We start from the raw sequence: 17,997 nt of genomic DNA on the forward strand, positions 1-17,997 counted from the left end.
GTAACCGTGTCTAAAGCAAAATTTGAGCGTAATAAGCCGCACGTAAACGTGGGCACCATTGGTCACGTAGACCATGGCAAGACCACGCTGACAGCCGCGCTGACTCGTGTGTGTCACGAAGTGTGGGGTACTGGTAGTGCAAGCGCATTCGACCAGATCGATAACGCACCGGAAGAGAAGGCACGTGGTATCACCATCGCGACCTCTCACGTTGAGTACGATTCGCCGGCGCGTCACTATGCGCACGTTGACTGCCCGGGCCACGCTGACTACGTGAAGAACATGATCACGGGTGCGGCGCAGATGGACGGCGCGATCCTGGTTTGTTCCGCAGCTGACGGCCCCATGCCGCAGACTCGCGAGCACATCCTGCTGTCCCGCCAGGTTGGCGTTCCTTTCATCGTTGTGTTCCTGAACAAGGCGGACATGGTTGATGACGAGGAGTTGCTGGAGCTGGTCGAGATGGAAGTTCGCGAACTGCTGAGCCAGTACGACTTCCCGGGCGATGACACGCCGATCGTTACCGGTTCCGCGCTGATGGCGCTGGAAGGTAAGGATGATAACGAAATGGGTACTACCGCTGTTAAGAAGCTGGTAGAAGCCCTGGACGAGTACATCCCGGATCCGGAGCGTGCGATTGATCAGCCGTTCCTGATGCCGATCGAGGACGTGTTCTCCATCTCTGGTCGCGGTACGGTTGTAACCGGTCGTGTAGAGCGCGGCATCATCAAGGTTGGTGACGAAGTGGAAATCGTCGGTATCAAAGATACCGTGAAGACCGTTTGTACCGGTGTTGAGATGTTCCGCAAGCTGCTGGACGAAGGTCGTGCTGGTGAGAACGTTGGTGTTCTGCTGCGTGGTACCAAGCGTGACGACGTAGAGCGTGGTCAGGTTCTGTGTGTGCCGGGCTCCATCAAGCCGCACACCAAGTTCGAGTGCGAAGTGTACGTGCTGAGCAAAGAAGAAGGTGGTCGTCATACCCCGTTCTTTAAGGGTTACCGTCCGCAGTTTTACTTCCGTACCACCGACGTCACAGGTTCCTGTGAGCTGCCGGAAGGTGTGGAAATGGTTATGCCGGGTGACAACGTGAAGATGAGTGTTACCCTGATTGCTCCGATCGCCATGGAAGATGGCCTGCGCTTCGCGATTCGTGAAGGTGGTCGTACCGTTGGTGCCGGCGTAGTCTCAAAGATCATCGAATAAATTATTCGAATGATCTAAGGAAAAAGGGGCTGAAAGTCAGCCCCTTTTTCTGTTTCAGCCGCACAATCTGACCTGGTAGAGTCGCTGCTCATCGCAGTTGACACTGCTGGGTATTATGCATACAATGCGGCTCCTTTTTTTGAAGGTCGGCTAACTAGTAGCTGCTACGAGTGGAGTTTGGTGCATCATGCAAAGCCAAAAAATTCGAATCCGGTTGAAGGCGTTTGATTATCGCCTGATCGACCAGTCAACGCAGGAGATTGTCGATACCGCGAAGCGGACCGGCGCTCAAGTGCGTGGACCAATCCCTCTGCCGACGCGGAAGGAAAAGTACACCGTTCTGATTTCACCGCACGTCAACAAAGACGCGCGCGATCAGTACGAGATTCGTACACACAAGCGTTTGCTGGATATCGTCGAGCCGACGGAAAAGACAGTAGATGCTTTGATGAAGCTGGATCTGGCAGCAGGTGTAGACGTTCAGATCAGCCTCGGCTAACGCCAAGCGTTAGTCTGTGTAACTGTCATAAGGCCATAGAGGGTGAGAGCCCCGTACACTTAAGAGGTGAAACATGGCAATTGGAATTGTCGGTCGCAAGGCCGGTATGACCCGTATTTTTACGGAAGACGGGCAAGCAGTGTCCGTAACGGTAATTGAGGTTGAGCCCAACCGCATTACCCAGCTGAAAACTCTTGAAAGCGATGGCTATCGCGCGGTTCAGGTAACCGTTGGTAAGCGTCGTTCCTCTCGTGTGACTAAAAGCGAAGCGGGCCATTACGCCAAAGCCGGAGTCGAGGCTGGTCGTGGTCTGTGGGAATTCCGTCTCGCTGATGGCGAAGGCGAAGAGCTGGCTGCAGGCGGAGAGATTACCGCTTCCATCTTTGAAGATGGCCAGGTCGTTGATGCTGTTGGTCAGTCCAAGGGTAAAGGTTTCCAGGGCGGCGTAAAGCGCTGGAACTTCTCCATGCAGGACGCCACACACGGTAACTCCCTTTCTCATCGTGCTCCGGGTTCCATCGGTCAGAACCAGACTCCGGGCAAGGTATTCAAGGGCAAAAAGATGGCGGGCCAGATGGGCAATGCGCAGGTGACCGTGCAGAACCTGCAAGTCGTCCGTGTCGACGCCGAGCGCAACCTTCTGCTGATTCGTGGTGCCGTTCCGGGCGCGACCGGCGGAAATGTTGTCATCAAGCCTGCAGTTAAAGCCTGAGGAGCGGTGCGATGGAATTGACTATTACAGGTAGCGGCAAGGGAATCTCGGTTTCCGACGCTGCATTCGCCAAAGATTTTAATGAGTCACTGGTTCACCAGGTTGTCACCGCGTATATGTCCGGTGCGCGCCAGGGTACCCGTGCTCAGAAAACACGTTCGGAAGTCGCTGGTGGTGGTAAGAAGCCCTGGCGTCAGAAGGGTACGGGTCGTGCCCGTGCCGGTACCATCCGCAGTCCGCTGTGGCGGTCCGGTGGTGTTACCTTCGCTGCCAAGCCTCAGAGTTTTGAGCAGAAGGTAAACCGCAAAATGTACCGCGCAGCGATGCGCTCCATTTTTTCCGAGCTGGTCCGTCAGGAGCGCCTGGTTGTGGTCGACGACATGAATGTCGAAACGCCCAAGACCAAGGCCTTCACTGCCAAGCTGAGCGATATCGGTGTCAGTAACGCGCTGATTCTGTCCGACAACGTCGAGCAGAACCTGCACCTGGCCTCGCGCAATATCCCGCACGTTGATGTGCGTGATGTCGCCGGCCTTGACCCGGTTAGCCTTGTCGCCTTCGACAAAGTGGTTGTGACTGTTCCCGCTCTGAAGAAAATCGAGGAGATGCTGGGATGAATCAGGAACGTATTTACAAGGTTCTTCTTGGGCCTCACGTATCAGAGAAAGCCTCTCTGGTCGCGGAAAGTGGTCAGGTGGTATTCCGTGTAGCCCCTGACGCAACCAAGCCCGAGATCAAGAAAGCCGTTGAGCAGCTGTTCAACGTCACCGTCGAAGGTGTTCAGGTTCTGAACCGTAAGGGTAAGCTCAAGCGTACCGTTCGCGGCTTCGGCAAGCGTGCTGACATTCGTAAGGCTTACGTTAAGCTTGCGGACGGTCAGGACATTGATTTTCTGGATGTGGAATAAGGTAAAGGGGTCGTAAAATGCCGATCGTCAAAACCAAGCCAACATCTGCCGGCCGCCGTCACGTTGTTAAGCTCTTTAACCCTGATCTTCACAAGGGGCGCCCTTACGAGCCGTTGGTAGAAACTCTTAGTAAATCGGGTGGTCGCAACCATTTTGGTCGCATCACTACCCGTCACATTGGTGGTGGACATAAAAAACACTACCGTGTCATTGACTTTAAGCGGACCAAAGATGGTATCCCGGCGACTATCGAGCGCCTGGAATACGATCCTAACCGCTCTGCGCACATTGCGCTGATCAAGTACGCCGATGGCGAGCGTCGCTACATTATCGCTCCCAAAGGTATGCAGATTGGTGACCCTGTGCGCTCCGGCATCGACGCGCCGATTAAAGTAGGAAGCACACTTCCGCTCCGGAATATTCCGGTCGGTTCTGTGATTCACTGCGTCGAAATCAAGCCTGGCAAAGGTGCTCAGCTGGCTCGCTCTGCGGGCGCATCCGTACAGCTGGTTGCTCGGGAAGGGGCTTATGCCACCATCCGCCTGCGCTCAGGTGAAATGCGTAAGGTGCTTGTTGACTGTCGCGCAACGTTGGGCGAAGTGTCCAACAGCGAACACAGCCTCAAGCAGCTTGGTAAAGCGGGTGCATCACGTTGGCGCGGTAAACGTCCAACAGTACGTGGTGTTGCTATGAACCCAGTTGACCACCCGCATGGTGGTGGTGAAGGGCGTACCTCTGGCGGGCGTCACCCGGTTACTCCGTGGGGTGTTCCGACCAAAGGGCATAAGACTCGTAAGAACAAACGTACTGATAAGATGATAGTACGTCGTCGTTCAGCCAAGTAAACGACTACATAGAGGTAAATGCTGTGCCACGTTCTTTGAAGAAAGGTCCTTTTATAGACCTGCATCTGTTGAAGAAGGTCGAGGCAGCTCTGGAAGCTAACGACAAGCGGCCGATCAAAACCTGGTCCCGCCGGTCGACAGTGTTTCCGGAGATGGTAGGCCTGACCATTGCAGTCCACAACGGCAAGCAGCACGTGCCGGTTTATGTCACCGAAGATATGGTCGGGCATAAGCTGGGTGAGTTCGCGGCGACGCGTACTTATCGTGGTCATGCGGCCGACAAGAAAGCTAAACGCTGATTGTGAGGTAATAGAAATGGAAGTAGCAGCCAAGTACAAGGGCGCTCGCCTCTCAGCTCAGAAAGCGCGTCTTGTCGCTGACCAAGTACGCGGCAAGGCTGTTGAGGACGCCCTGAACATTCTGACTTTCAGCCCGAAGAAGGCGGCGGTCATTCTCAAGAAAGCCCTTGAGTCTGCCATCGCTAACGCTGAGCACAACGAAGGTCTGGACGTAGATGATTTGCGGGTTTCCACCGTTATGGTGGATGAGGGTCCGACGCTCAAGCGAATCAAAGCTCGAGCCAAGGGGCGCGCTGACCGGATTTTCAAGCGCACCTGTCATATCACCGTCAAGGTCGCCGACAAGTAGGAGATGCTCAGATGGGTCATAAAGTAAATCCAACCGGCATGCGCCTGGGTGTGATCAAAGAGCACAGCTCAGTGTGGTACGCCGAAAAGGCGGAATACGCGAACAACCTGTTGAATGATATTCAGGTTCGCGAATTCCTGGACAAGCGTCTGGTAAAGGCGTCTGTCAGCAAGATTGTGATCGAGCGCCCTGCTCAGAACGCCCGTATCACGATCCATACAGCCCGTCCCGGTATTGTTATCGGTAAGAAGGGTGAAGATGTTGACCGTCTGCGTCGCGAAGTCAGCGACATGATGGGTGTGCCCGTGCACATCAACATCGAAGAAGTCCGCAAGCCGGACCTGGATGCCCGCCTGGTCGCGCAGAACGTTGCCGGTCAGCTGGAGCGTCGTGTGATGTTCCGTCGCGCTATGAAGCGTGCGGTACAGAACGCCATGCGCCAGGGTGCGAAAGGCATCAAGATTCAGGTAGGCGGTCGTCTCGGGGGTGCTGAAATTGCCCGTTCCGAGTGGTATCGCGAAGGTCGTGTACCGCTGCACACACTGCGTGCAGACATTGATTACTCGACCTACGAAGCGAAAACCACTTACGGCATTATCGGCGTCAAGGTATGGATCTTCAAAGGTGAGATTCTTGGTGGTATGGAGCAGGTCCGTGCTGACAAGAAAGCCTCTGGGAAGAAAGGTTCTAAGTAAAGGGGCACTCAAATGCTGCAACCAAAACGCACCAAATTTCGCAAGGTAATGAAAGGCCGTAACACCGGTCTTGCGCACCGTGCTAACAAGGTGAGCTTCGGTGAATACGGATTGAAGGCGACAAGCCGTGGACGTATAACTGCGCGCCAGATTGAGGCAGCGCGTCGTACCATGACTCGCCGCATCAAGCGGGGCGGTAAGATCTGGATCCGGATTTTCCCGGACAAGCCGATCTCCAGCAAGCCGCTCGAAGTACGAATGGGTAAAGGTAAGGGTTCTGTCGAGTACTGGGTGGCTGAAATTCAGCCAGGCCGGATGCTGTATGAGATGGAAGGTGTTTCCGAGGAAATCGCTCGTGACGCGTTCACTCTTGCTGCGGCCAAGCTGCCCGTACAGACCACCTTTGTAACGAGGACGGTGATGTGATGAAAGCAACAGAGCTGCGTGACAAGTCAGTCGAGGAGCTGAACAAAGAGCTGATCGACCTCCTGAAGGAGCAGTTCAACCTGCGCATGCGTAAGGCGACAGGTCAGCTGAATCAGTCTCATCTTCTTCCGAAGGTGAAGCGTGACATTGCTCGCGTGAAAACAGTTATGAATGAAAAGGCAGGACAGTAACATGACTGAAGCTACCCAAACTGCCAGAACCCTGAGCGGCAAGGTCGTGAGCAACAAAATGGAGAAATCCATTGTGGTTCTGGTTGAGCGCCAGGTTAAGCATCCTCTGTACGGTAAGTACATGAAGCGTTCATCCAAAATTCATGCTCACGACGAGAGCAATCAGTGCAACATCGGTGACACCGTTACAATCCAGGAAACCCGCCCGGTCTCCAAGACCAAAAGCTGGGCTCTGGTGGAAGTCACCGAACGCGCATCGAAGGTGTAACTCGCCCGGACGGTGAGTCTTGTCGTAACGGCAAAGTGGTTTCTGCTGGAGAATAACCATGATTCAGACTCAAACAATGCTTGAAGTCGCGGACAACAGTGGTGCACGTCAGGTGATGTGCATCAAGGTCCTGGGCGGTTCACATCGGCGTTATGCCAGCGTTGGGGATATCATCAAGGTAACCGTTAAGGAAGCCATCCCCCGCGGTAAAGTGAAAAAAGGCCAGGTCCTGAAAGCTGTCGTTGTACGTACCCGTAAAGGTGTGCGTCGTCCCGACGGGTCGCTTATTCGTTTCGACGGAAACGCGGCAGTACTTCTGAACAATCAGGACGCACCCATTGGTACCCGTATCTTCGGACCGGTTACCCGTGAACTGCGAAATGAGAAGTTCATGAAAATTATTTCACTGGCACCCGAAGTACTTTAAGGACCAGAGGCCGGTTATGAAAAAGATCAAACGAGATGACGAAGTAATCGTCACTACGGGGAAAGACCAAGGCAAACGTGGTAAAGTCTTGAAGGTTCAGGACGATGGCCGGGTTGTTGTTTCTGGGATCAATATGATCAAGAAGCACACCAAGCCAAACCCGATGCTCGGCACCCCAGGTGGCATCGTCGAAAAAGAAGCACCTATCCAGGCTTCCAACGTGGCTATTTTTAATCCGCAGACCGGCAAAGCCGATCGCGTAGGCTTCCAGATCAAGGAAGACGGCGCTAAAGTGCGGATCTTTAAGTCCACGAAAGAAGTCGTCGATAACCAGTAAGCGGTGGTGGTTACGATGCTTAACATGAAAGAGCAGTACAGTAAGGAAGTGGTACCCGCCCTGCAGAAAGAGTTCAGCTACAAGAACATCATGCAGGTGCCGCGTATCGAAAAGATCACCCTGAATATGGGTGTCGGCGAAGCGGTCGGTGACAAGAAGCTGATTGAAAATGCCGTGGCGGATCTTGAGCGCCTGGCAGGTCAAAAAGCCGTTGTCACTTTGGCACGTAAATCCGTAGCGGGCTTTAAAATCCGTGAAGGTTGGCCGATCGGTTGTAAAGTTACCCTGCGCGGTGAGCGTATGTGGGATTTCTTTGATCGTCTGGTTCACATTGCGGTACCCCGCATTCGTGACTTCCGCGGTCTGAATCCCAAGTCCTTCGATGGTCGCGGTAACTACAGCATGGGTGTGCGTGAGCAGATCATTTTCCCCGAGATCGAGTACGACAGAGTCGACAAGATCCGTGGACTTGATATCACCATTACCACCACTGCCGGTACCGACGATGAAGGTCGCGAACTGTTGAAAGCCTTCGGCTTTCCGTTCAAGAAATAAGGAACGAGTGTAATGGCTAAGGTTTCCATGAAGAACCGCGAGTTCAAGCGCGAAAAAACCGTTGCGAAGTACGCAGCGAAGCGCGCCGAACTCAAGGCGATTATCAAGAACCCGAATACCAGCGATGATGACCGTTGGGATGCACAGATGAAGCTGCAACAGCTTCCTCGTGATGCGTCTCCCTCGCGTCTTCGTAATCGTTGCCAGGTTACAGGTCGTCCCCACGGCGTTCTGCGCAAGTTCAAGCTGTCACGTATTAAGTTGCGTGAAGCTGGCATGCGCGGCGACGTCCCGGGCCTGACCAAAGCAAGCTGGTAAGGCAGGTACACTGACCGCAGGTCAGGTGCCCGTTGGTAAGCGGTGCGGCGCGCCGCTGCACAACTAAAAAGATCAGGAGTCTCATACCAATGAGTATGCAAGATACGCTTGCGGATATGTTTACCCGTATCCGTAATGCACAGATGGCACAGAAGGCCGATGTGGCCATGCCGTCTTCAAAGATGAAGATCTCCGTAGCCCAGGTCCTTAAGGACGAAGGTTACGTAGCCGATTTTTCCGTCTCAGCTGACGCGAAACCCGAGCTGACCATTAACCTCAAATACTTCGGTGGCAAGCCGGTTATTGAGGAAATCAAGCGGGTCAGCCGTCCGAGTCTGCGCCAGTACAAGGGCGCTGGGGAGCTGCCGAAGGTATCCGGTGGTCTGGGAGTCGCGATTGTCTCTACGTCCAAGGGCGTAATGACAGACCGCGCTGCACGTGCTGCCGGCGTGGGTGGCGAAGTCATCTGCACCGTATTTTAGGAGATACACATGTCCAGGGTTGCCAATAATCCTGTCGTGCTGCCTTCCGGTGTTGAGGTTAAGCTGAACGGACAGGAAATTAATGTGAAGGGGTCCAAAGGATCGCTTCAATTCACCATCCACCATGTGGTAGAGGTCACGCAGGAAGAAAACGTTCTGCGCTTCGCACCCCGTGATGGAGCCAAACAGTCCCGCGCTCTTGCTGGTACTACCCGCGCATTGGTCAACAATATGGTGACCGGTGTGTCTACAGGCTTTGAGCGCAAGCTCGCGCTGACGGGCGTAGGCTACCGTGCCCAGGCGCAAGGTAAGAAGCTCAATCTGACGCTGGGTTTTTCACACCCGGTTGAGTATGAGCTGCCCGAGGGGATTACCGCTGAAACTCCGTCCAATACGGAAGTTGTGATTCGCGGAATCGACAAGCAACAGGTTGGCCAGGTCGCTGCAGAAGTCCGCGCATTCCGTCCGCCAGAGCCTTACAAAGGCAAGGGTGTGCGTTATGCGGATGAGCAGGTCAGACGCAAAGAAGCCAAGAAGAAATAAGGCGGGACTATGAGCGCGAATAACGAAAGATTGCGTCGCGCACGCAAAGTGCGCATGAAGATCCGTAAGCTGGGCACCAACCGCCTGTGTGTACATCGTACACCCCGGCACATGTACGCCCAGGTTACCACTGCAGACGGCAGCAAGGTGCTGGCGGCTGCCTCCACGTTGGATAAGGACCTGCGCCAGGGTGCAACCGGTAACGTGGACGCTGCCAAAAAGGTCGGTCAGTTGATTGCTGAGCGTGCCAAGGCAGCAGGTGTAGAGCAGGTCGCTTTTGACCGCTCCGGTTACCGTTATCATGGTCGCGTCCAGGCTCTGGCCGACGCAGCCCGTGAAGCTGGCTTGCAATTCTAAGAGGTGGAGAAGATGAGCGTTAACGAACAGAAGGCGCCTGAGCTCCAGGAGAAGCTGGTTCAGGTCAATCGCGTCGCCAAGGTTGTTAAGGGCGGTCGTATTTTTGCCTTCACTGCACTGACTGTAGTGGGTGATGGTAAAGGACGCGTTGGTTTCGGTCGTGGCAAGGCGCGTGAAGTGCCGGTTGCGATCCAGAAAGCGATGGAAGCTGCACGCAAGAACATGGTCGACATCCCGCTTGACGGAAATACCCTGCAGTACGCGGTTAAAGCGCAGCATGGTGGTTCCAAGGTTTACATGCAGCCTGCATCAGAAGGTACCGGTATCATCGCCGGCGGCGCTATGCGTGCCGTACTGGAAGTAGCGGGTGTGCAGAACGTACTGTCCAAGTGTTACGGGTCCACCAACCCGGTGAACGTGGTACGTTCCACCATCAAGGGTCTCCAGGCAACTCAAGCGCCTGAAGATATTGCAGCCAAGCGCGGTAAATCCGTGGAAGAGATTCTGGGTTGAAGTCATGGCGAACGCAAAAACGATCAAAGTAACACTGACCCGCAGCCCAATCGGCTGTCAGCCCAAGCACAAGCTGTGCGTCAAGGGCCTGGGTCTCCGTAAAATCGGTCACACCGTGGAAGTGGAAGATACCCCTTCCATCCGCGGGATGATCAACCGGGTTAACTACCTGGTGCAGGTAGAGGAGAACTAAGATGCGTCTGAACGAACTTAGTCCGGAGCCTGGTTCACGTCCTGCCGCCAAGCGCGTGGGTCGCGGTATCGGTAGCGGCCTCGGCAAGACCGGTGGTCGTGGTCACAAGGGTCTTAAGGCCCGTTCCGGCGGCAGTGTCGCGCCTGGTTTCGAGGGCGGCCAGCAGCCGTTGGCCCGTCGTCTGCCGAAATTCGGTTTCACCTCGCGCCAGCAGCGCTATGTGGCTGAAATTCGTCTGAACGAACTGGCGAAAGTCGACGGTGACGTAGCTGATCTCGAGGCCCTGAAGAAGGCTGACATCGTTCGCGAAGAAATTCGTGAAGCGAAGGTTATTCTGTCCGGCGAACTGAGCCGCGCAGTGACTGTCAAGGGTCTGAAGGTGACCAAAGGCGCACGCGAGGCGATCACTGCCGCGGGCGGTAAAGTCGAAGACTAAGGCGAGTCGAGGACTAAATGGCCAAGAACGCATCATTGCCTGCGGGCGCGGGTAAAGGACTGGCAGAGCTGCGATCGCGGCTCTGGTTCGTCTTCCTGGCATTGCTGGTGTACCGGATCGGTGCCCACATCCCGGTGCCGGGTATTAACCCCGACCGTCTGGCGGCACTGTTTGAACAGAACCAGGGCACAATCCTGAGCATGTTCAACATGTTTTCCGGTGGTGCGCTTGAGCGGATGAGTATCTTCGCACTTGGTATCATGCCGTATATTTCAGCCTCTATTATTATGCAGTTGATGACAGCGGTCAGTCCGACGCTGGAGCAACTGAAGAAGGAGGGTGAAGCTGGCCGTCGCAAGATAAGCCAGTACACGCGGTATGGTACGGTTATCCTGGCCCTGGTTCAGGGCTTTGGTATTTCTGTCGGGCTGGCATCCCAGGGTGTGACCTTCAACGACAGCTTCAGCTTCCACTTTGTGGCTGTGGTATCCTTTGTCAGTGGTGCCGTGTTCATGATGTGGTTGGGTGAGCAGATCACCGAGCGCGGCGTCGGCAACGGGATTTCCCTGCTGATTTTTGCCGGTATTGTTGCTGGCCTTCCAGGTGCCATAGGGCAGACCCTGGAGCAAGCGCGTAACGGCGAGATGAGTCTGTTGGTGGTTCTGGGTATTGGTATCCTGGCGGTTGCTGTAATTGGCTTCGTGGTGTTTATGGAGCGTGGTCAGCGTCGACTGACCATCAATTACGCGAAGCGCCAGCAAGGCCGGCGGGTATTTGCTCAGCAGTCCAGCCATTTGCCTTTAAAAGTGAATATGGCAGGCGTTATTCCGCCGATCTTCGCTTCCTCCATTCTGCTGTTCCCGGCGTCGCTGGGGCAGTGGTTCGGTCAGGGCGAGGGCATGGAATGGCTGAGTGATATTTCCCAGGCATTGGCACCTAGCCAGCCGCTATACATCATTCTGTTCGCAGCAGCAGTCGTTTTCTTCTGCTTCTTCTATACAGCGTTGATGTATAACCCGAAAGAAGTTGCGGATAACCTCAAGCGCTCAGGCGCGTTTATTCCGGGCATTCGTCCGGGCGATCAGACTGCCAAGTATATTGATGGTGTGCTGACCCGCCTGACTCTGTTCGGTGCAATGTACATTGCAGCAGTGTCCCTGTTCCCTCAGTTTCTGATGGTTGCCGGGAATGTACCGTTCTATCTGGGCGGCACGTCTCTGCTGATTGTTGTAGTCGTGGTGATGGATTTCATGGCTCAGGTTCAGTCGCACCTGATGTCTCATCAATATGATTCGTTGATGAAGAAGTCCAATCTCAAGGGCTATGGTCGGAACGGATAATTTCGTTCCCCTTGAAAACTGGAGTCGACAATGAAAGTACGCGCTTCGGTAAAGAAAATTTGCCGTAACTGCAAAGTAATTCGTCGCAATGGCTCAGTACGAGTCATTTGCTCGGAGCCTCGCCACAAGCAGCGTCAGGGTTAATCCTTACGGATTCAGCACTGACATTGTAAAGGGTACGATTAATGGCGCTTGACCTCAGGTGGGGTCAGGCGCTATTATTTCGCGCCCTTTTATAGTGGCGGAAAATTCACACAGCAAAGCTTTGAACGCGGAGTAATTTGGATGGCACGTATAGCCGGTGTCAATATACCCGATCACAAACATGCTGTTATCTCTCTGACTTACATTTTTGGAGTCGGTAAGACAGCAGCCCAGAAGCTTTGCGATGCAACCGGTGTTAAGCCGGACGTCAAGGTCAAGGACCTGTCCGACGAGCAGCTTGAATCACTTCGTACAGAAGTAGGCAAGCTGGCCGTTGAAGGCGATCTGCGTCGTGAAGTTCAGATGAACATTAAGCGTTTGAAGGATCTCGGTTGCCACCGTGGTCTGCGCCACCGTCATGGACTCCCTGTCCGTGGCCAGCGCACAAAGACCAACGCCCGCACCCGTAAAGGTCCTCGCAAACCTATTCGTAAGTAACAGGTAGGCAAACATGGCAAAGCCAGGTACACGTACCCGTAAAAAGGTGAAAAAGACGGTTGTTGATGGCGTCGCGCACATTCACGCGTCCTTCAACAACACTATCGTGACCATTTCTGACCGTCAGGGCAACGTATTGTCCTGGGCCACTTCTGGTGGGTCCGGTTTCCGTGGGTCACGCAAGAGTACACCTTTTGCTGCGCAGGTAGCAGCTGAAAGAGCCGGTAATGCGGCTGCTGAATACGGCCTTAAAAACCTGGACGTAGAGGTTAAAGGTCCGGGGCCCGGACGTGAATCTGCGGTTCGTGCGCTGAACGCGTGCGGCTACAAGATCACTAACATCACTGATGTGACGCCGATTCCCCATAACGGTTGTCGTCCGCCCAAAAAGCGCCGCGTCTAACACAGGAGACAGTGAATTATGGCTCGTTACATAGGCCCGAAGTGCAAGCTGTCTCGTCGTGAAGGGACAGATCTTTTTCTGAAGAGCGGTGTTCGCGCGCTCGATTCAAAGTGCAACATCGAGACTCCGCCGGGTATGCACGGCGCGCGTCGCGGTCGTCTGTCCGAATATGGCGTACAGCTTCGTGAAAAACAGAAAGTCCGTCGTATCTACGGCGTGCTGGAGAAGCAATTCCGCAACTATTACAAAGAGGCCGCCCGCATCAAGGGTGCAACCGGTGAGAACCTGTTGCAGCTGCTGGAAGGCCGTCTTGATAACGTTGTCTATCGCATGGGTTTTGGTTCTACCCGTGCTGAGTCCCGTCAGCTCGTTTCTCACAAAGCGATCCTGGTCAACGATAAGCTGGTGAACATCCCGTCTTATCAGGTCCGTCCGGGTGATGTTGTGAGCGTGCGTGAGAAGGCAAAAAACCAGCTTCGCGTTAAAGGCGCGCTGGATCTGTCTTCCAGCCGCGCACCGGTGAGCTGGGTAGAGGTCGACGCCAGCAAGATGTCCGGCGTTTACAGGTCAGTGCCCGAGCGCACTGAATTGCCGGCCGACATCAACGAGAACCTCATCGTCGAGCTTTACTCCAAGTAAAGCCCAGTTAGCAACGAGAGCAATTAGGGGCGTCTATGCAGCGTTCAGTACATGAGTTATTGACACCTCGTACCATTGACGTGAAAGAATCAAGCGCCATGCGCGCCAAAGTGACCCTGGAGCCTCTGGAAAGGGGCTTCGGTCATACTCTTGGTAGCGCACTGCGTCGGATACTCTTGTCCTCAATGCCGGGCTGTGCCATTACCGAGGCACAGATCGACGGCGTGTTGCACGAGTACAGCGCGATCGAAGGTGTTCAGGAAGACGTCATTGAGATTCTTTTGAATCTTAAAGGCGTGGCCGTGAAAATGGGCGGCCGGGACGATGCCGAGGTAACCCTCAGCAAGAAAGGCCCGGGCGTTGTCACTGCCGGTGATATCAAGCTGGATCACGATGTCGAGATCACCAACCCGGAACATGTGATCTGTCACCTGAGTGCCAATGGTGAAGTGAACATGCGTCTGAAGGTTGCCCGTGGTCGCGGCTATGAGCCTGCTGATCAGCGGGGTCTGGACGAGGACGAAACTCGCGCCATTGGACGCCTGCAACTGGACGCAACTTTCAGTCCGGTCCGCCGTGTTGCCTACGCCGTGGAAAGTGCACGGGTAGAACAGCGCACCGACCTGGACAAGCTGGTTATTGATCTGGAAACCAATGGTACGATCGACCCGGAAGAAGCGATTCGCCGGGCCGCGACCATCCTCCAGCAACAACTGGCCGTGTTTGTTGATTTCGATCACGAGAAAGAACCCGAGCGTGTTGAGGAAGAGGAAGAAATTGATCCGATTCTCCTGCGTCCGGTTGATGATCTGGAATTGACAGTGCGTTCAGCTAACTGCTTGAAAGCTGAGAATATTTACTACATCGGCGATCTGATACAGCGCACTGAAGTTGAGCTGCTGAAGACGCCTAACCTTGGTAAAAAGTCGCTTACTGAGATCAAGGACGTGCTCGCGTCCCGCGGTCTGTCACTGGGTATGCGTCTTGATAACTGGCCGCCGGCTAGCCTTCGTGGCGACGATCGGGTCCTGGGCGGTTAATCGCCGATTAGTTTAAGGTAAGGAATCAGAGCAATGCGTCATCGTAAGAGTGGTCGTAAGTTCAGCAGGACCAGTGCGCATCGCAAGGCCATGTTCCGTAACATGACTGCGTCACTGGTTGAACACGAGCTGATCAAAACTACGCTCCCGAAAGCGAAAGAACTTCGCCGGGTAGCGGAGCCTTTGATCACGCTGTCAAAGAATGATTCGGTCGCGAATCGTCGTCTGGCGTTTTCTCGCCTGCGTGACGATGCGGCGGTTGCCAAGCTGTTCAATGAGCTTGGTCCCCGTTACAACGAGCGTCCGGGTGGTTACCTTCGTATCCTGAAGTGTGGCTTCCGTGCCGGCGACAATGCCCCCATGGCATTTGTAGAGCTGGTTGGTCGTCCGCTGGACATCGAAGCAGAAGAAGTGGACGAAAGCGAAGATTAAGTTTTTCGCCAAGCCCATAAAAAAACCGGAGGTTAATCCCTCCGGTTTTTTTATGTCTCATCACGTGTAGTGTTTATTTCCGATTCTGGGCCAAGACGCCCTTCAGGTACCGCCCGGTATGTGACCCCGTCTCTGCGGCAACATGCTCTGGCGTCCCTTCCGCAATGATCTGACCGCCACCGGAGCCGCCTTCGGGCCCAAGGTCAATAATCCAGTCCGCCGTCTTGATCACATCCAGGTTGTGCTCGATCACCACGATGGTGTTGCCATGATCACGAAGTCGCTGCAGTACGGTCAGTAGTTGCTGGATGTCGTAGAAGTGCAGGCCGGTAGTGGGCTCATCAAGAATGTAGAGTGTCTTGCCGGTATCGCGCTTGGACAGTTCCTTGGCCAGTTTGACGCGTTGGGCCTCGCCTCCGGAAAGGGTGACTGCACTTTGCCCGAGGCGGATATACGATAGCCCGACGTCCATCAGCGTTTGCAGCTTGCGGGCGAGGAACGGAACCGGGTCGAAAAATTCGCGGGCTTCTTCTACGGTCATCTCCAGCACTTCGTGAATGCTCTTGCCCTTGTATCGGACCTCCAGAGTTTCGCGGTTGTAGCGCTTGCCTTTGCAGACATCGCAGGGGACATACACGTCCGGCAGGAAGTGCATTTCTACCTTGATCACGCCGTCGCCCTGACAGGCCTCACAACGACCGCCCTTAACGTTGAAGCTGAAACGGCCCGGTTTGTATCCGCGGGAACGGGCTTCCTGGGTGCCTGCAAACAGTTCACGTATCGGAGTGAACAGTCCGGTGTAGGTCGCCGGGTTGGAGCGGGGTGTCCGGCCTATGGGGCTCTGGTCGATGTCGATGACTTTGTCGAGCTGGTCCAGCCCTTTCAGGGATTCATAGGGCGCGTGGCTCAGGCTAGTGGCTTTGTTGAGCTTTGCAGCACACACCGGATACAGGGTGCTGTTGATCAGCGTGGACTTGCCGGAGCCCGAAACGCCGGTGACACACGTCATAACACCCAGCGGTAAGGTTAATGTGACACCTTGCAGGTTGTTTCCGGTCGCGCCTGCCAGTACCAGTGGTTTACCCTTCCGGCTATGGCGTTGTTCAGGGACCGCGATCTCTTTTTCGCCGCACAAGTACTGCCCGGTGAGGGAGTCCTTGGAGGCGATGATGTCTTCGGGCGTGCCTTGGGCAATGATGTGGCCACCGTGCACGCCTGCACCCGGCCCGATATCGATCACGTGATCCGCAGCCCGGATGGCGTCTTCGTCGTGCTCGACAACGATAACGGTATTGCCCAGATCCCGCAGATGGAACAGTGTGGCCAGTAGGCGATCGTTATCCCGTTGGTGCAGGCCAATGGATGGTTCATCGAGAATGTACATGACGCCCACAAGGCCGGCACCGATCTGGCTCGCCAGCCGTATGCGCTGGGCTTCGCCGCCGGAGAGTGTATCGGCGCTGCGTTCAAGGGTCAGGTATTCCAGGCCAACGTTAACGAGGAATTGCAGTCGCTGACGAACTTCCTTGAGGATTTTTTCGGCAATTTCGCCCTTGCGGCCAGGAAGGGCAAGTTGTCCGAAATAGTCATGGGCGTCGCCGACAGGCATGTGGGTGACGTCCGAGATGTTGTTCTTCTCAACAAACACATGCCGGGCGCTGCGTCGCAGTCGTGAGCCGCCGCACTCTTTGCAGGGCTGCGTGCTGAGGTTGCGGGCCAGTTCCTCTCGCATGCTCTGTGATTCGGTTTCCCGGTAGCGGCGCTCGAGGTTTGGCAGGATGCCCTCAAAAGGATGGGCCTTCTCCATGATGTGGCCGCGCGAGTTTACATAGCGGAATGGGACGTCTTCGGTTCCCGTGCCGTAGAGCAGCGCCTGACGAAAATCCTCCGGCAGGTCCTCCCAGGGAGTGTCCATGTTGATGTCGTAATGTTCGGCCACACTGGTCAGCATCTGGAAATAGTACACGGCCCTGCGGTCCCAGCCCTTGATGGCGCCCTCGGCAAGGGTGGCCTCTGGGTGCTGGACGATCTTTTCGGCATCGAAGAATTGCTTGACGCCCAGGCCATCGCAAGTCGGGCAGGCGCCGGCAGGGTTGTTGAAGGAAAACAGTCTCGGTTCCAGCTCGCTGATGGCGTATCCGCACTGGGTACACGCGTAGCGGGCAGAAAACGTATGTTCGTTTCCCTCATTATCCATGGGGGCAACGAGCGCGATGCCATCAGCCAGGCCCAGAGCGGTTTCAAAACTCTCGGCAAGCCGTTGCTCAAGCCCCGGTTTGACCTTGAAGCGGTCGACCACCACGTCAATCTGGTGCTTCCGTTTCTTGTCCAGTGTTGGAACGTCATCGATATCGTAAACACGGCCGTCCACCCGCAGGCGGATAAAGCCCTGGCTGCGCATCGTGTCGATGACCTGCAGGTGCTCACCCTTGCGGTCACGGATGACCGGAGCGAGGATCATCAGCTTGCTGTCATCGGGCATGGCCAACACCTGATCCACCATCTGGCTTACAGTCTGGGCCTCTAGTGGCAGATCGTGATCCGGGCAGCGGGGCTCGCCAGCGCGGGCAAACAGCAGGCGAAGGTAGTCGTAGATTTCGGTGATGGTGCCGACGGTAGAACGGGGGTTGTGGGAGGTGCTCTTCTGCTCGATCGAAATGGCCGGCGACAGGCCTTCAATATGATCCACGTCTGGCTTTTCCATCATCGACAGAAACTGCCTTGCGTAGGTGGACAGTGATTCCACGTACCGACGCTGTCCCTCGGCGTAAAGCGTGTCAAACGCCAAAGAAGATTTGCCAGAGCCGGACAGCCCGGTGATAACGATCAGCTTGTCCCTCGGCATATCCAGGTCAATGTTCTTCAGATTGTGGGTTCGTGCCCCTTTGATCTGGATATGGTCCATAACACCTCGCTGTCGGAAAAAACGAAAATTATACCGTGTTT

30 protein-coding genes are annotated in these 17,997 nt (G+C 55.0%); 29 read left to right on the top strand and 1 reads right to left on the bottom strand.

Annotated elements, in window-relative coordinates; genetic code table 11:
- The first annotated feature begins 6 nt into the window (after window positions 1–6).
- From tuf to rplQ, 29 genes are all read left to right on the top strand, one after another.
- Window positions 7–1,203 carry an elongation factor Tu gene (gene tuf, locus JJO78_RS17945; protein WP_007154018.1) on the top strand — a complete coding sequence of 399 codons (1,197 nt, stop codon included), beginning with the start codon at window positions 7–9 and terminating at the stop codon, window positions 1,201–1,203.
- A gap of 187 nt (window positions 1,204–1,390) precedes the next feature.
- Window positions 1,391–1,702 carry a 30S ribosomal protein S10 gene (rpsJ, locus tag JJO78_RS17950; RefSeq protein ID WP_004580743.1) on the top strand — a complete coding sequence of 104 codons (312 nt, stop codon included), beginning with the start codon at window positions 1,391–1,393 and terminating at the stop codon, window positions 1,700–1,702.
- A gap of 73 nt (window positions 1,703–1,775) precedes the next feature.
- Window positions 1,776–2,414, top strand: a complete 639-nt coding sequence (gene rplC, locus JJO78_RS17955) for a 50S ribosomal protein L3 (protein WP_007154017.1) — start codon at window positions 1,776–1,778, stop codon at window positions 2,412–2,414.
- A gap of 11 nt (window positions 2,415–2,425) precedes the next feature.
- The gene (rplD, locus tag JJO78_RS17960; protein ID WP_007154015.1) at window positions 2,426–3,031 is read left to right on the top strand and encodes a 50S ribosomal protein L4; all 606 of its coding nucleotides are present in this window, start codon (window positions 2,426–2,428) and stop codon (window positions 3,029–3,031) included.
- A complete protein-coding gene (rplW, locus tag JJO78_RS17965; protein WP_007154014.1) occupies window positions 3,028–3,321 on the top strand; it encodes a 50S ribosomal protein L23 in 294 nt (97 codons plus the stop codon). The genes rplD and rplW overlap by 4 nt, the downstream gene beginning before the upstream one ends.
- Before the next feature lie 17 nt (window positions 3,322–3,338).
- The gene (gene rplB / locus JJO78_RS17970) at window positions 3,339–4,166 is read left to right on the top strand and encodes a 50S ribosomal protein L2 (protein ID WP_007154012.1); all 828 of its coding nucleotides are present in this window, start codon (window positions 3,339–3,341) and stop codon (window positions 4,164–4,166) included.
- Between the two features lie 23 nt (window positions 4,167–4,189).
- A complete protein-coding gene (gene rpsS / locus JJO78_RS17975) occupies window positions 4,190–4,465 on the top strand; it encodes a 30S ribosomal protein S19 (protein WP_007154011.1) in 276 nt (91 codons plus the stop codon).
- Between the two features lie 16 nt (window positions 4,466–4,481).
- Window positions 4,482–4,814: a 50S ribosomal protein L22 gene (gene rplV, locus JJO78_RS17980; RefSeq protein ID WP_007154010.1), complete on the top strand. Its 333-nt coding sequence runs from the start codon at window positions 4,482–4,484 to the stop codon at window positions 4,812–4,814.
- Window positions 4,815–4,825: 11 nt separating this feature from the next.
- On the top strand, window positions 4,826–5,509 hold the full coding sequence (gene rpsC / locus JJO78_RS17985; RefSeq protein WP_273624361.1) for a 30S ribosomal protein S3: 684 nt from the start codon (window positions 4,826–4,828) through the stop codon (window positions 5,507–5,509).
- A gap of 12 nt (window positions 5,510–5,521) precedes the next feature.
- Window positions 5,522–5,935, top strand: coding sequence for a 50S ribosomal protein L16 (rplP, locus tag JJO78_RS17990; RefSeq protein ID WP_007154008.1), 414 nt, complete (start codon window positions 5,522–5,524; stop codon window positions 5,933–5,935).
- A complete protein-coding gene (gene rpmC, locus JJO78_RS17995; protein WP_007154007.1) occupies window positions 5,935–6,126 on the top strand; it encodes a 50S ribosomal protein L29 in 192 nt (63 codons plus the stop codon). The genes rplP and rpmC overlap by 1 nt, the downstream gene beginning before the upstream one ends.
- Window position 6,127: 1 nt before the next feature.
- Entirely contained in the window at window positions 6,128–6,394 is a 267-nt protein-coding gene (rpsQ, locus tag JJO78_RS18000) for a 30S ribosomal protein S17 (RefSeq protein WP_007154006.1), read from the top strand.
- A 58-nt stretch (window positions 6,395–6,452) separates the two neighbouring features.
- On the top strand, window positions 6,453–6,821 hold the full coding sequence (gene rplN / locus JJO78_RS18005) for a 50S ribosomal protein L14 (protein WP_007154005.1): 369 nt from the start codon (window positions 6,453–6,455) through the stop codon (window positions 6,819–6,821).
- A gap of 16 nt (window positions 6,822–6,837) precedes the next feature.
- Window positions 6,838–7,158, top strand: coding sequence for a 50S ribosomal protein L24 (rplX, locus tag JJO78_RS18010; protein WP_007154004.1), 321 nt, complete (start codon window positions 6,838–6,840; stop codon window positions 7,156–7,158).
- 15 nt (window positions 7,159–7,173) lie between these two features.
- Window positions 7,174–7,713, top strand: coding sequence for a 50S ribosomal protein L5 (gene rplE / locus JJO78_RS18015; RefSeq protein WP_036203346.1), 540 nt, complete (start codon window positions 7,174–7,176; stop codon window positions 7,711–7,713).
- 12 nt (window positions 7,714–7,725) lie between these two features.
- The gene (gene rpsN / locus JJO78_RS18020; protein ID WP_007154002.1) at window positions 7,726–8,031 is read left to right on the top strand and encodes a 30S ribosomal protein S14; all 306 of its coding nucleotides are present in this window, start codon (window positions 7,726–7,728) and stop codon (window positions 8,029–8,031) included.
- Window positions 8,032–8,120: 89 nt separating this feature from the next.
- Window positions 8,121–8,513: a 30S ribosomal protein S8 gene (gene rpsH, locus JJO78_RS18025; protein WP_007154001.1), complete on the top strand. Its 393-nt coding sequence runs from the start codon at window positions 8,121–8,123 to the stop codon at window positions 8,511–8,513.
- Between the two features lie 9 nt (window positions 8,514–8,522).
- Window positions 8,523–9,056 carry a 50S ribosomal protein L6 gene (rplF, locus tag JJO78_RS18030; RefSeq protein WP_036203349.1) on the top strand — a complete coding sequence of 178 codons (534 nt, stop codon included), beginning with the start codon at window positions 8,523–8,525 and terminating at the stop codon, window positions 9,054–9,056.
- Between the two features lie 9 nt (window positions 9,057–9,065).
- On the top strand, window positions 9,066–9,413 hold the full coding sequence (rplR, locus tag JJO78_RS18035; RefSeq protein ID WP_007153999.1) for a 50S ribosomal protein L18: 348 nt from the start codon (window positions 9,066–9,068) through the stop codon (window positions 9,411–9,413).
- A gap of 12 nt (window positions 9,414–9,425) precedes the next feature.
- Window positions 9,426–9,926 carry a 30S ribosomal protein S5 gene (gene rpsE, locus JJO78_RS18040; RefSeq protein WP_007153998.1) on the top strand — a complete coding sequence of 167 codons (501 nt, stop codon included), beginning with the start codon at window positions 9,426–9,428 and terminating at the stop codon, window positions 9,924–9,926.
- 4 nt (window positions 9,927–9,930) lie between these two features.
- Entirely contained in the window at window positions 9,931–10,119 is a 189-nt protein-coding gene (rpmD, locus tag JJO78_RS18045) for a 50S ribosomal protein L30 (RefSeq protein ID WP_007153997.1), read from the top strand.
- Window position 10,120: 1 nt separating this feature from the next.
- On the top strand, window positions 10,121–10,555 hold the full coding sequence (gene rplO, locus JJO78_RS18050) for a 50S ribosomal protein L15 (RefSeq protein ID WP_007153996.1): 435 nt from the start codon (window positions 10,121–10,123) through the stop codon (window positions 10,553–10,555).
- A 17-nt stretch (window positions 10,556–10,572) separates the two neighbouring features.
- A complete protein-coding gene (gene secY / locus JJO78_RS18055) occupies window positions 10,573–11,895 on the top strand; it encodes a preprotein translocase subunit SecY (RefSeq protein ID WP_007153995.1) in 1,323 nt (440 codons plus the stop codon).
- A gap of 30 nt (window positions 11,896–11,925) precedes the next feature.
- Window positions 11,926–12,039 (top strand): 50S ribosomal protein L36, encoded by a 114-nt coding sequence (gene rpmJ, locus JJO78_RS18060; protein WP_008174902.1) that lies wholly within the window; start codon window positions 11,926–11,928, stop codon window positions 12,037–12,039.
- A gap of 141 nt (window positions 12,040–12,180) precedes the next feature.
- Window positions 12,181–12,537 carry a 30S ribosomal protein S13 gene (gene rpsM / locus JJO78_RS18065; RefSeq protein WP_007153993.1) on the top strand — a complete coding sequence of 119 codons (357 nt, stop codon included), beginning with the start codon at window positions 12,181–12,183 and terminating at the stop codon, window positions 12,535–12,537.
- Between the two features lie 13 nt (window positions 12,538–12,550).
- Window positions 12,551–12,940 carry a 30S ribosomal protein S11 gene (gene rpsK / locus JJO78_RS18070; protein ID WP_007153992.1) on the top strand — a complete coding sequence of 130 codons (390 nt, stop codon included), beginning with the start codon at window positions 12,551–12,553 and terminating at the stop codon, window positions 12,938–12,940.
- Window positions 12,941–12,958: 18 nt separating this feature from the next.
- Window positions 12,959–13,579 carry a 30S ribosomal protein S4 gene (gene rpsD, locus JJO78_RS18075; RefSeq protein WP_007153991.1) on the top strand — a complete coding sequence of 207 codons (621 nt, stop codon included), beginning with the start codon at window positions 12,959–12,961 and terminating at the stop codon, window positions 13,577–13,579.
- Window positions 13,580–13,614: 35 nt separating this feature from the next.
- On the top strand, window positions 13,615–14,619 hold the full coding sequence (locus tag JJO78_RS18080; RefSeq protein WP_036203352.1) for a DNA-directed RNA polymerase subunit alpha: 1,005 nt from the start codon (window positions 13,615–13,617) through the stop codon (window positions 14,617–14,619).
- Between the two features lie 33 nt (window positions 14,620–14,652).
- Window positions 14,653–15,051, top strand: coding sequence for a 50S ribosomal protein L17 (gene rplQ / locus JJO78_RS18085; RefSeq protein ID WP_007153989.1), 399 nt, complete (start codon window positions 14,653–14,655; stop codon window positions 15,049–15,051).
- Between the two features lie 73 nt (window positions 15,052–15,124).
- On the opposite strand, the gene uvrA is transcribed toward rplQ, so the two are convergent.
- Window positions 15,125–17,956 carry an excinuclease ABC subunit UvrA gene (gene uvrA, locus JJO78_RS18090; protein ID WP_273624376.1) on the bottom strand — a complete coding sequence of 944 codons (2,832 nt, stop codon included), beginning with the start codon at window positions 17,954–17,956 and terminating at the stop codon, window positions 15,125–15,127.
- Between the last annotated feature and the right edge of the window lie 41 nt (window positions 17,957–17,997).

Source organism: Marinobacter sp. DS40M6 (genome assembly GCF_028581595.1).
In the GTDB taxonomy this organism is placed as follows: domain Bacteria; phylum Pseudomonadota; class Gammaproteobacteria; order Pseudomonadales; family Oleiphilaceae; genus Marinobacter; species Marinobacter salarius.

Bases quoted from the DNA above. Each gene is read 5' to 3' on its own strand.
- rpsJ (WP_004580743.1), top strand. From the start codon at position 1,391: ATGCAAAGCCAAAAAATTCGAATCCGGTTGAAGGCGTTTGATTATCGC.
- rplC (WP_007154017.1), top strand. From the start codon at position 1,776: ATGGCAATTGGAATTGTCGGTCGCAAGGCCGGTATGACCCGTATTTTT.
- rplD (WP_007154015.1), top strand. From the start codon at position 2,426: ATGGAATTGACTATTACAGGTAGCGGCAAGGGAATCTCGGTTTCCGAC.
- rplW (WP_007154014.1), top strand. From the start codon at position 3,028: ATGAATCAGGAACGTATTTACAAGGTTCTTCTTGGGCCTCACGTATCA.
- rplB (WP_007154012.1), top strand. From the start codon at position 3,339: ATGCCGATCGTCAAAACCAAGCCAACATCTGCCGGCCGCCGTCACGTT.
- rplV (WP_007154010.1), top strand. From the start codon at position 4,482: ATGGAAGTAGCAGCCAAGTACAAGGGCGCTCGCCTCTCAGCTCAGAAA.
- rpsC (WP_273624361.1), top strand. From the start codon at position 4,826: ATGGGTCATAAAGTAAATCCAACCGGCATGCGCCTGGGTGTGATCAAA.
- rplP (WP_007154008.1), top strand. From the start codon at position 5,522: ATGCTGCAACCAAAACGCACCAAATTTCGCAAGGTAATGAAAGGCCGT.
- rpmC (WP_007154007.1), top strand. From the start codon at position 5,935: ATGAAAGCAACAGAGCTGCGTGACAAGTCAGTCGAGGAGCTGAACAAA.
- rpsQ (WP_007154006.1), top strand. From the start codon at position 6,128: ATGACTGAAGCTACCCAAACTGCCAGAACCCTGAGCGGCAAGGTCGTG.
- rplN (WP_007154005.1), top strand. From the start codon at position 6,453: ATGATTCAGACTCAAACAATGCTTGAAGTCGCGGACAACAGTGGTGCA.
- rplX (WP_007154004.1), top strand. From the start codon at position 6,838: ATGAAAAAGATCAAACGAGATGACGAAGTAATCGTCACTACGGGGAAA.
- rplE (WP_036203346.1), top strand. From the start codon at position 7,174: ATGCTTAACATGAAAGAGCAGTACAGTAAGGAAGTGGTACCCGCCCTG.
- rpsN (WP_007154002.1), top strand. From the start codon at position 7,726: ATGGCTAAGGTTTCCATGAAGAACCGCGAGTTCAAGCGCGAAAAAACC.
- rpsH (WP_007154001.1), top strand. From the start codon at position 8,121: ATGAGTATGCAAGATACGCTTGCGGATATGTTTACCCGTATCCGTAAT.
- rplF (WP_036203349.1), top strand. From the start codon at position 8,523: ATGTCCAGGGTTGCCAATAATCCTGTCGTGCTGCCTTCCGGTGTTGAG.
- rplR (WP_007153999.1), top strand. From the start codon at position 9,066: ATGAGCGCGAATAACGAAAGATTGCGTCGCGCACGCAAAGTGCGCATG.
- rpsE (WP_007153998.1), top strand. From the start codon at position 9,426: ATGAGCGTTAACGAACAGAAGGCGCCTGAGCTCCAGGAGAAGCTGGTT.
- rpmD (WP_007153997.1), top strand. From the start codon at position 9,931: ATGGCGAACGCAAAAACGATCAAAGTAACACTGACCCGCAGCCCAATC.
- rplO (WP_007153996.1), top strand. From the start codon at position 10,121: ATGCGTCTGAACGAACTTAGTCCGGAGCCTGGTTCACGTCCTGCCGCC.
- secY (WP_007153995.1), top strand. From the start codon at position 10,573: ATGGCCAAGAACGCATCATTGCCTGCGGGCGCGGGTAAAGGACTGGCA.
- rpmJ (WP_008174902.1), top strand. From the start codon at position 11,926: ATGAAAGTACGCGCTTCGGTAAAGAAAATTTGCCGTAACTGCAAAGTA.
- rpsM (WP_007153993.1), top strand. From the start codon at position 12,181: ATGGCACGTATAGCCGGTGTCAATATACCCGATCACAAACATGCTGTT.
- rpsK (WP_007153992.1), top strand. From the start codon at position 12,551: ATGGCAAAGCCAGGTACACGTACCCGTAAAAAGGTGAAAAAGACGGTT.
- rpsD (WP_007153991.1), top strand. From the start codon at position 12,959: ATGGCTCGTTACATAGGCCCGAAGTGCAAGCTGTCTCGTCGTGAAGGG.
- JJO78_RS18080 (WP_036203352.1), top strand. From the start codon at position 13,615: ATGCAGCGTTCAGTACATGAGTTATTGACACCTCGTACCATTGACGTG.
- rplQ (WP_007153989.1), top strand. From the start codon at position 14,653: ATGCGTCATCGTAAGAGTGGTCGTAAGTTCAGCAGGACCAGTGCGCAT.
- uvrA (WP_273624376.1), bottom strand. From the start codon at position 17,956: ATGGACCATATCCAGATCAAAGGGGCACGAACCCACAATCTGAAGAAC.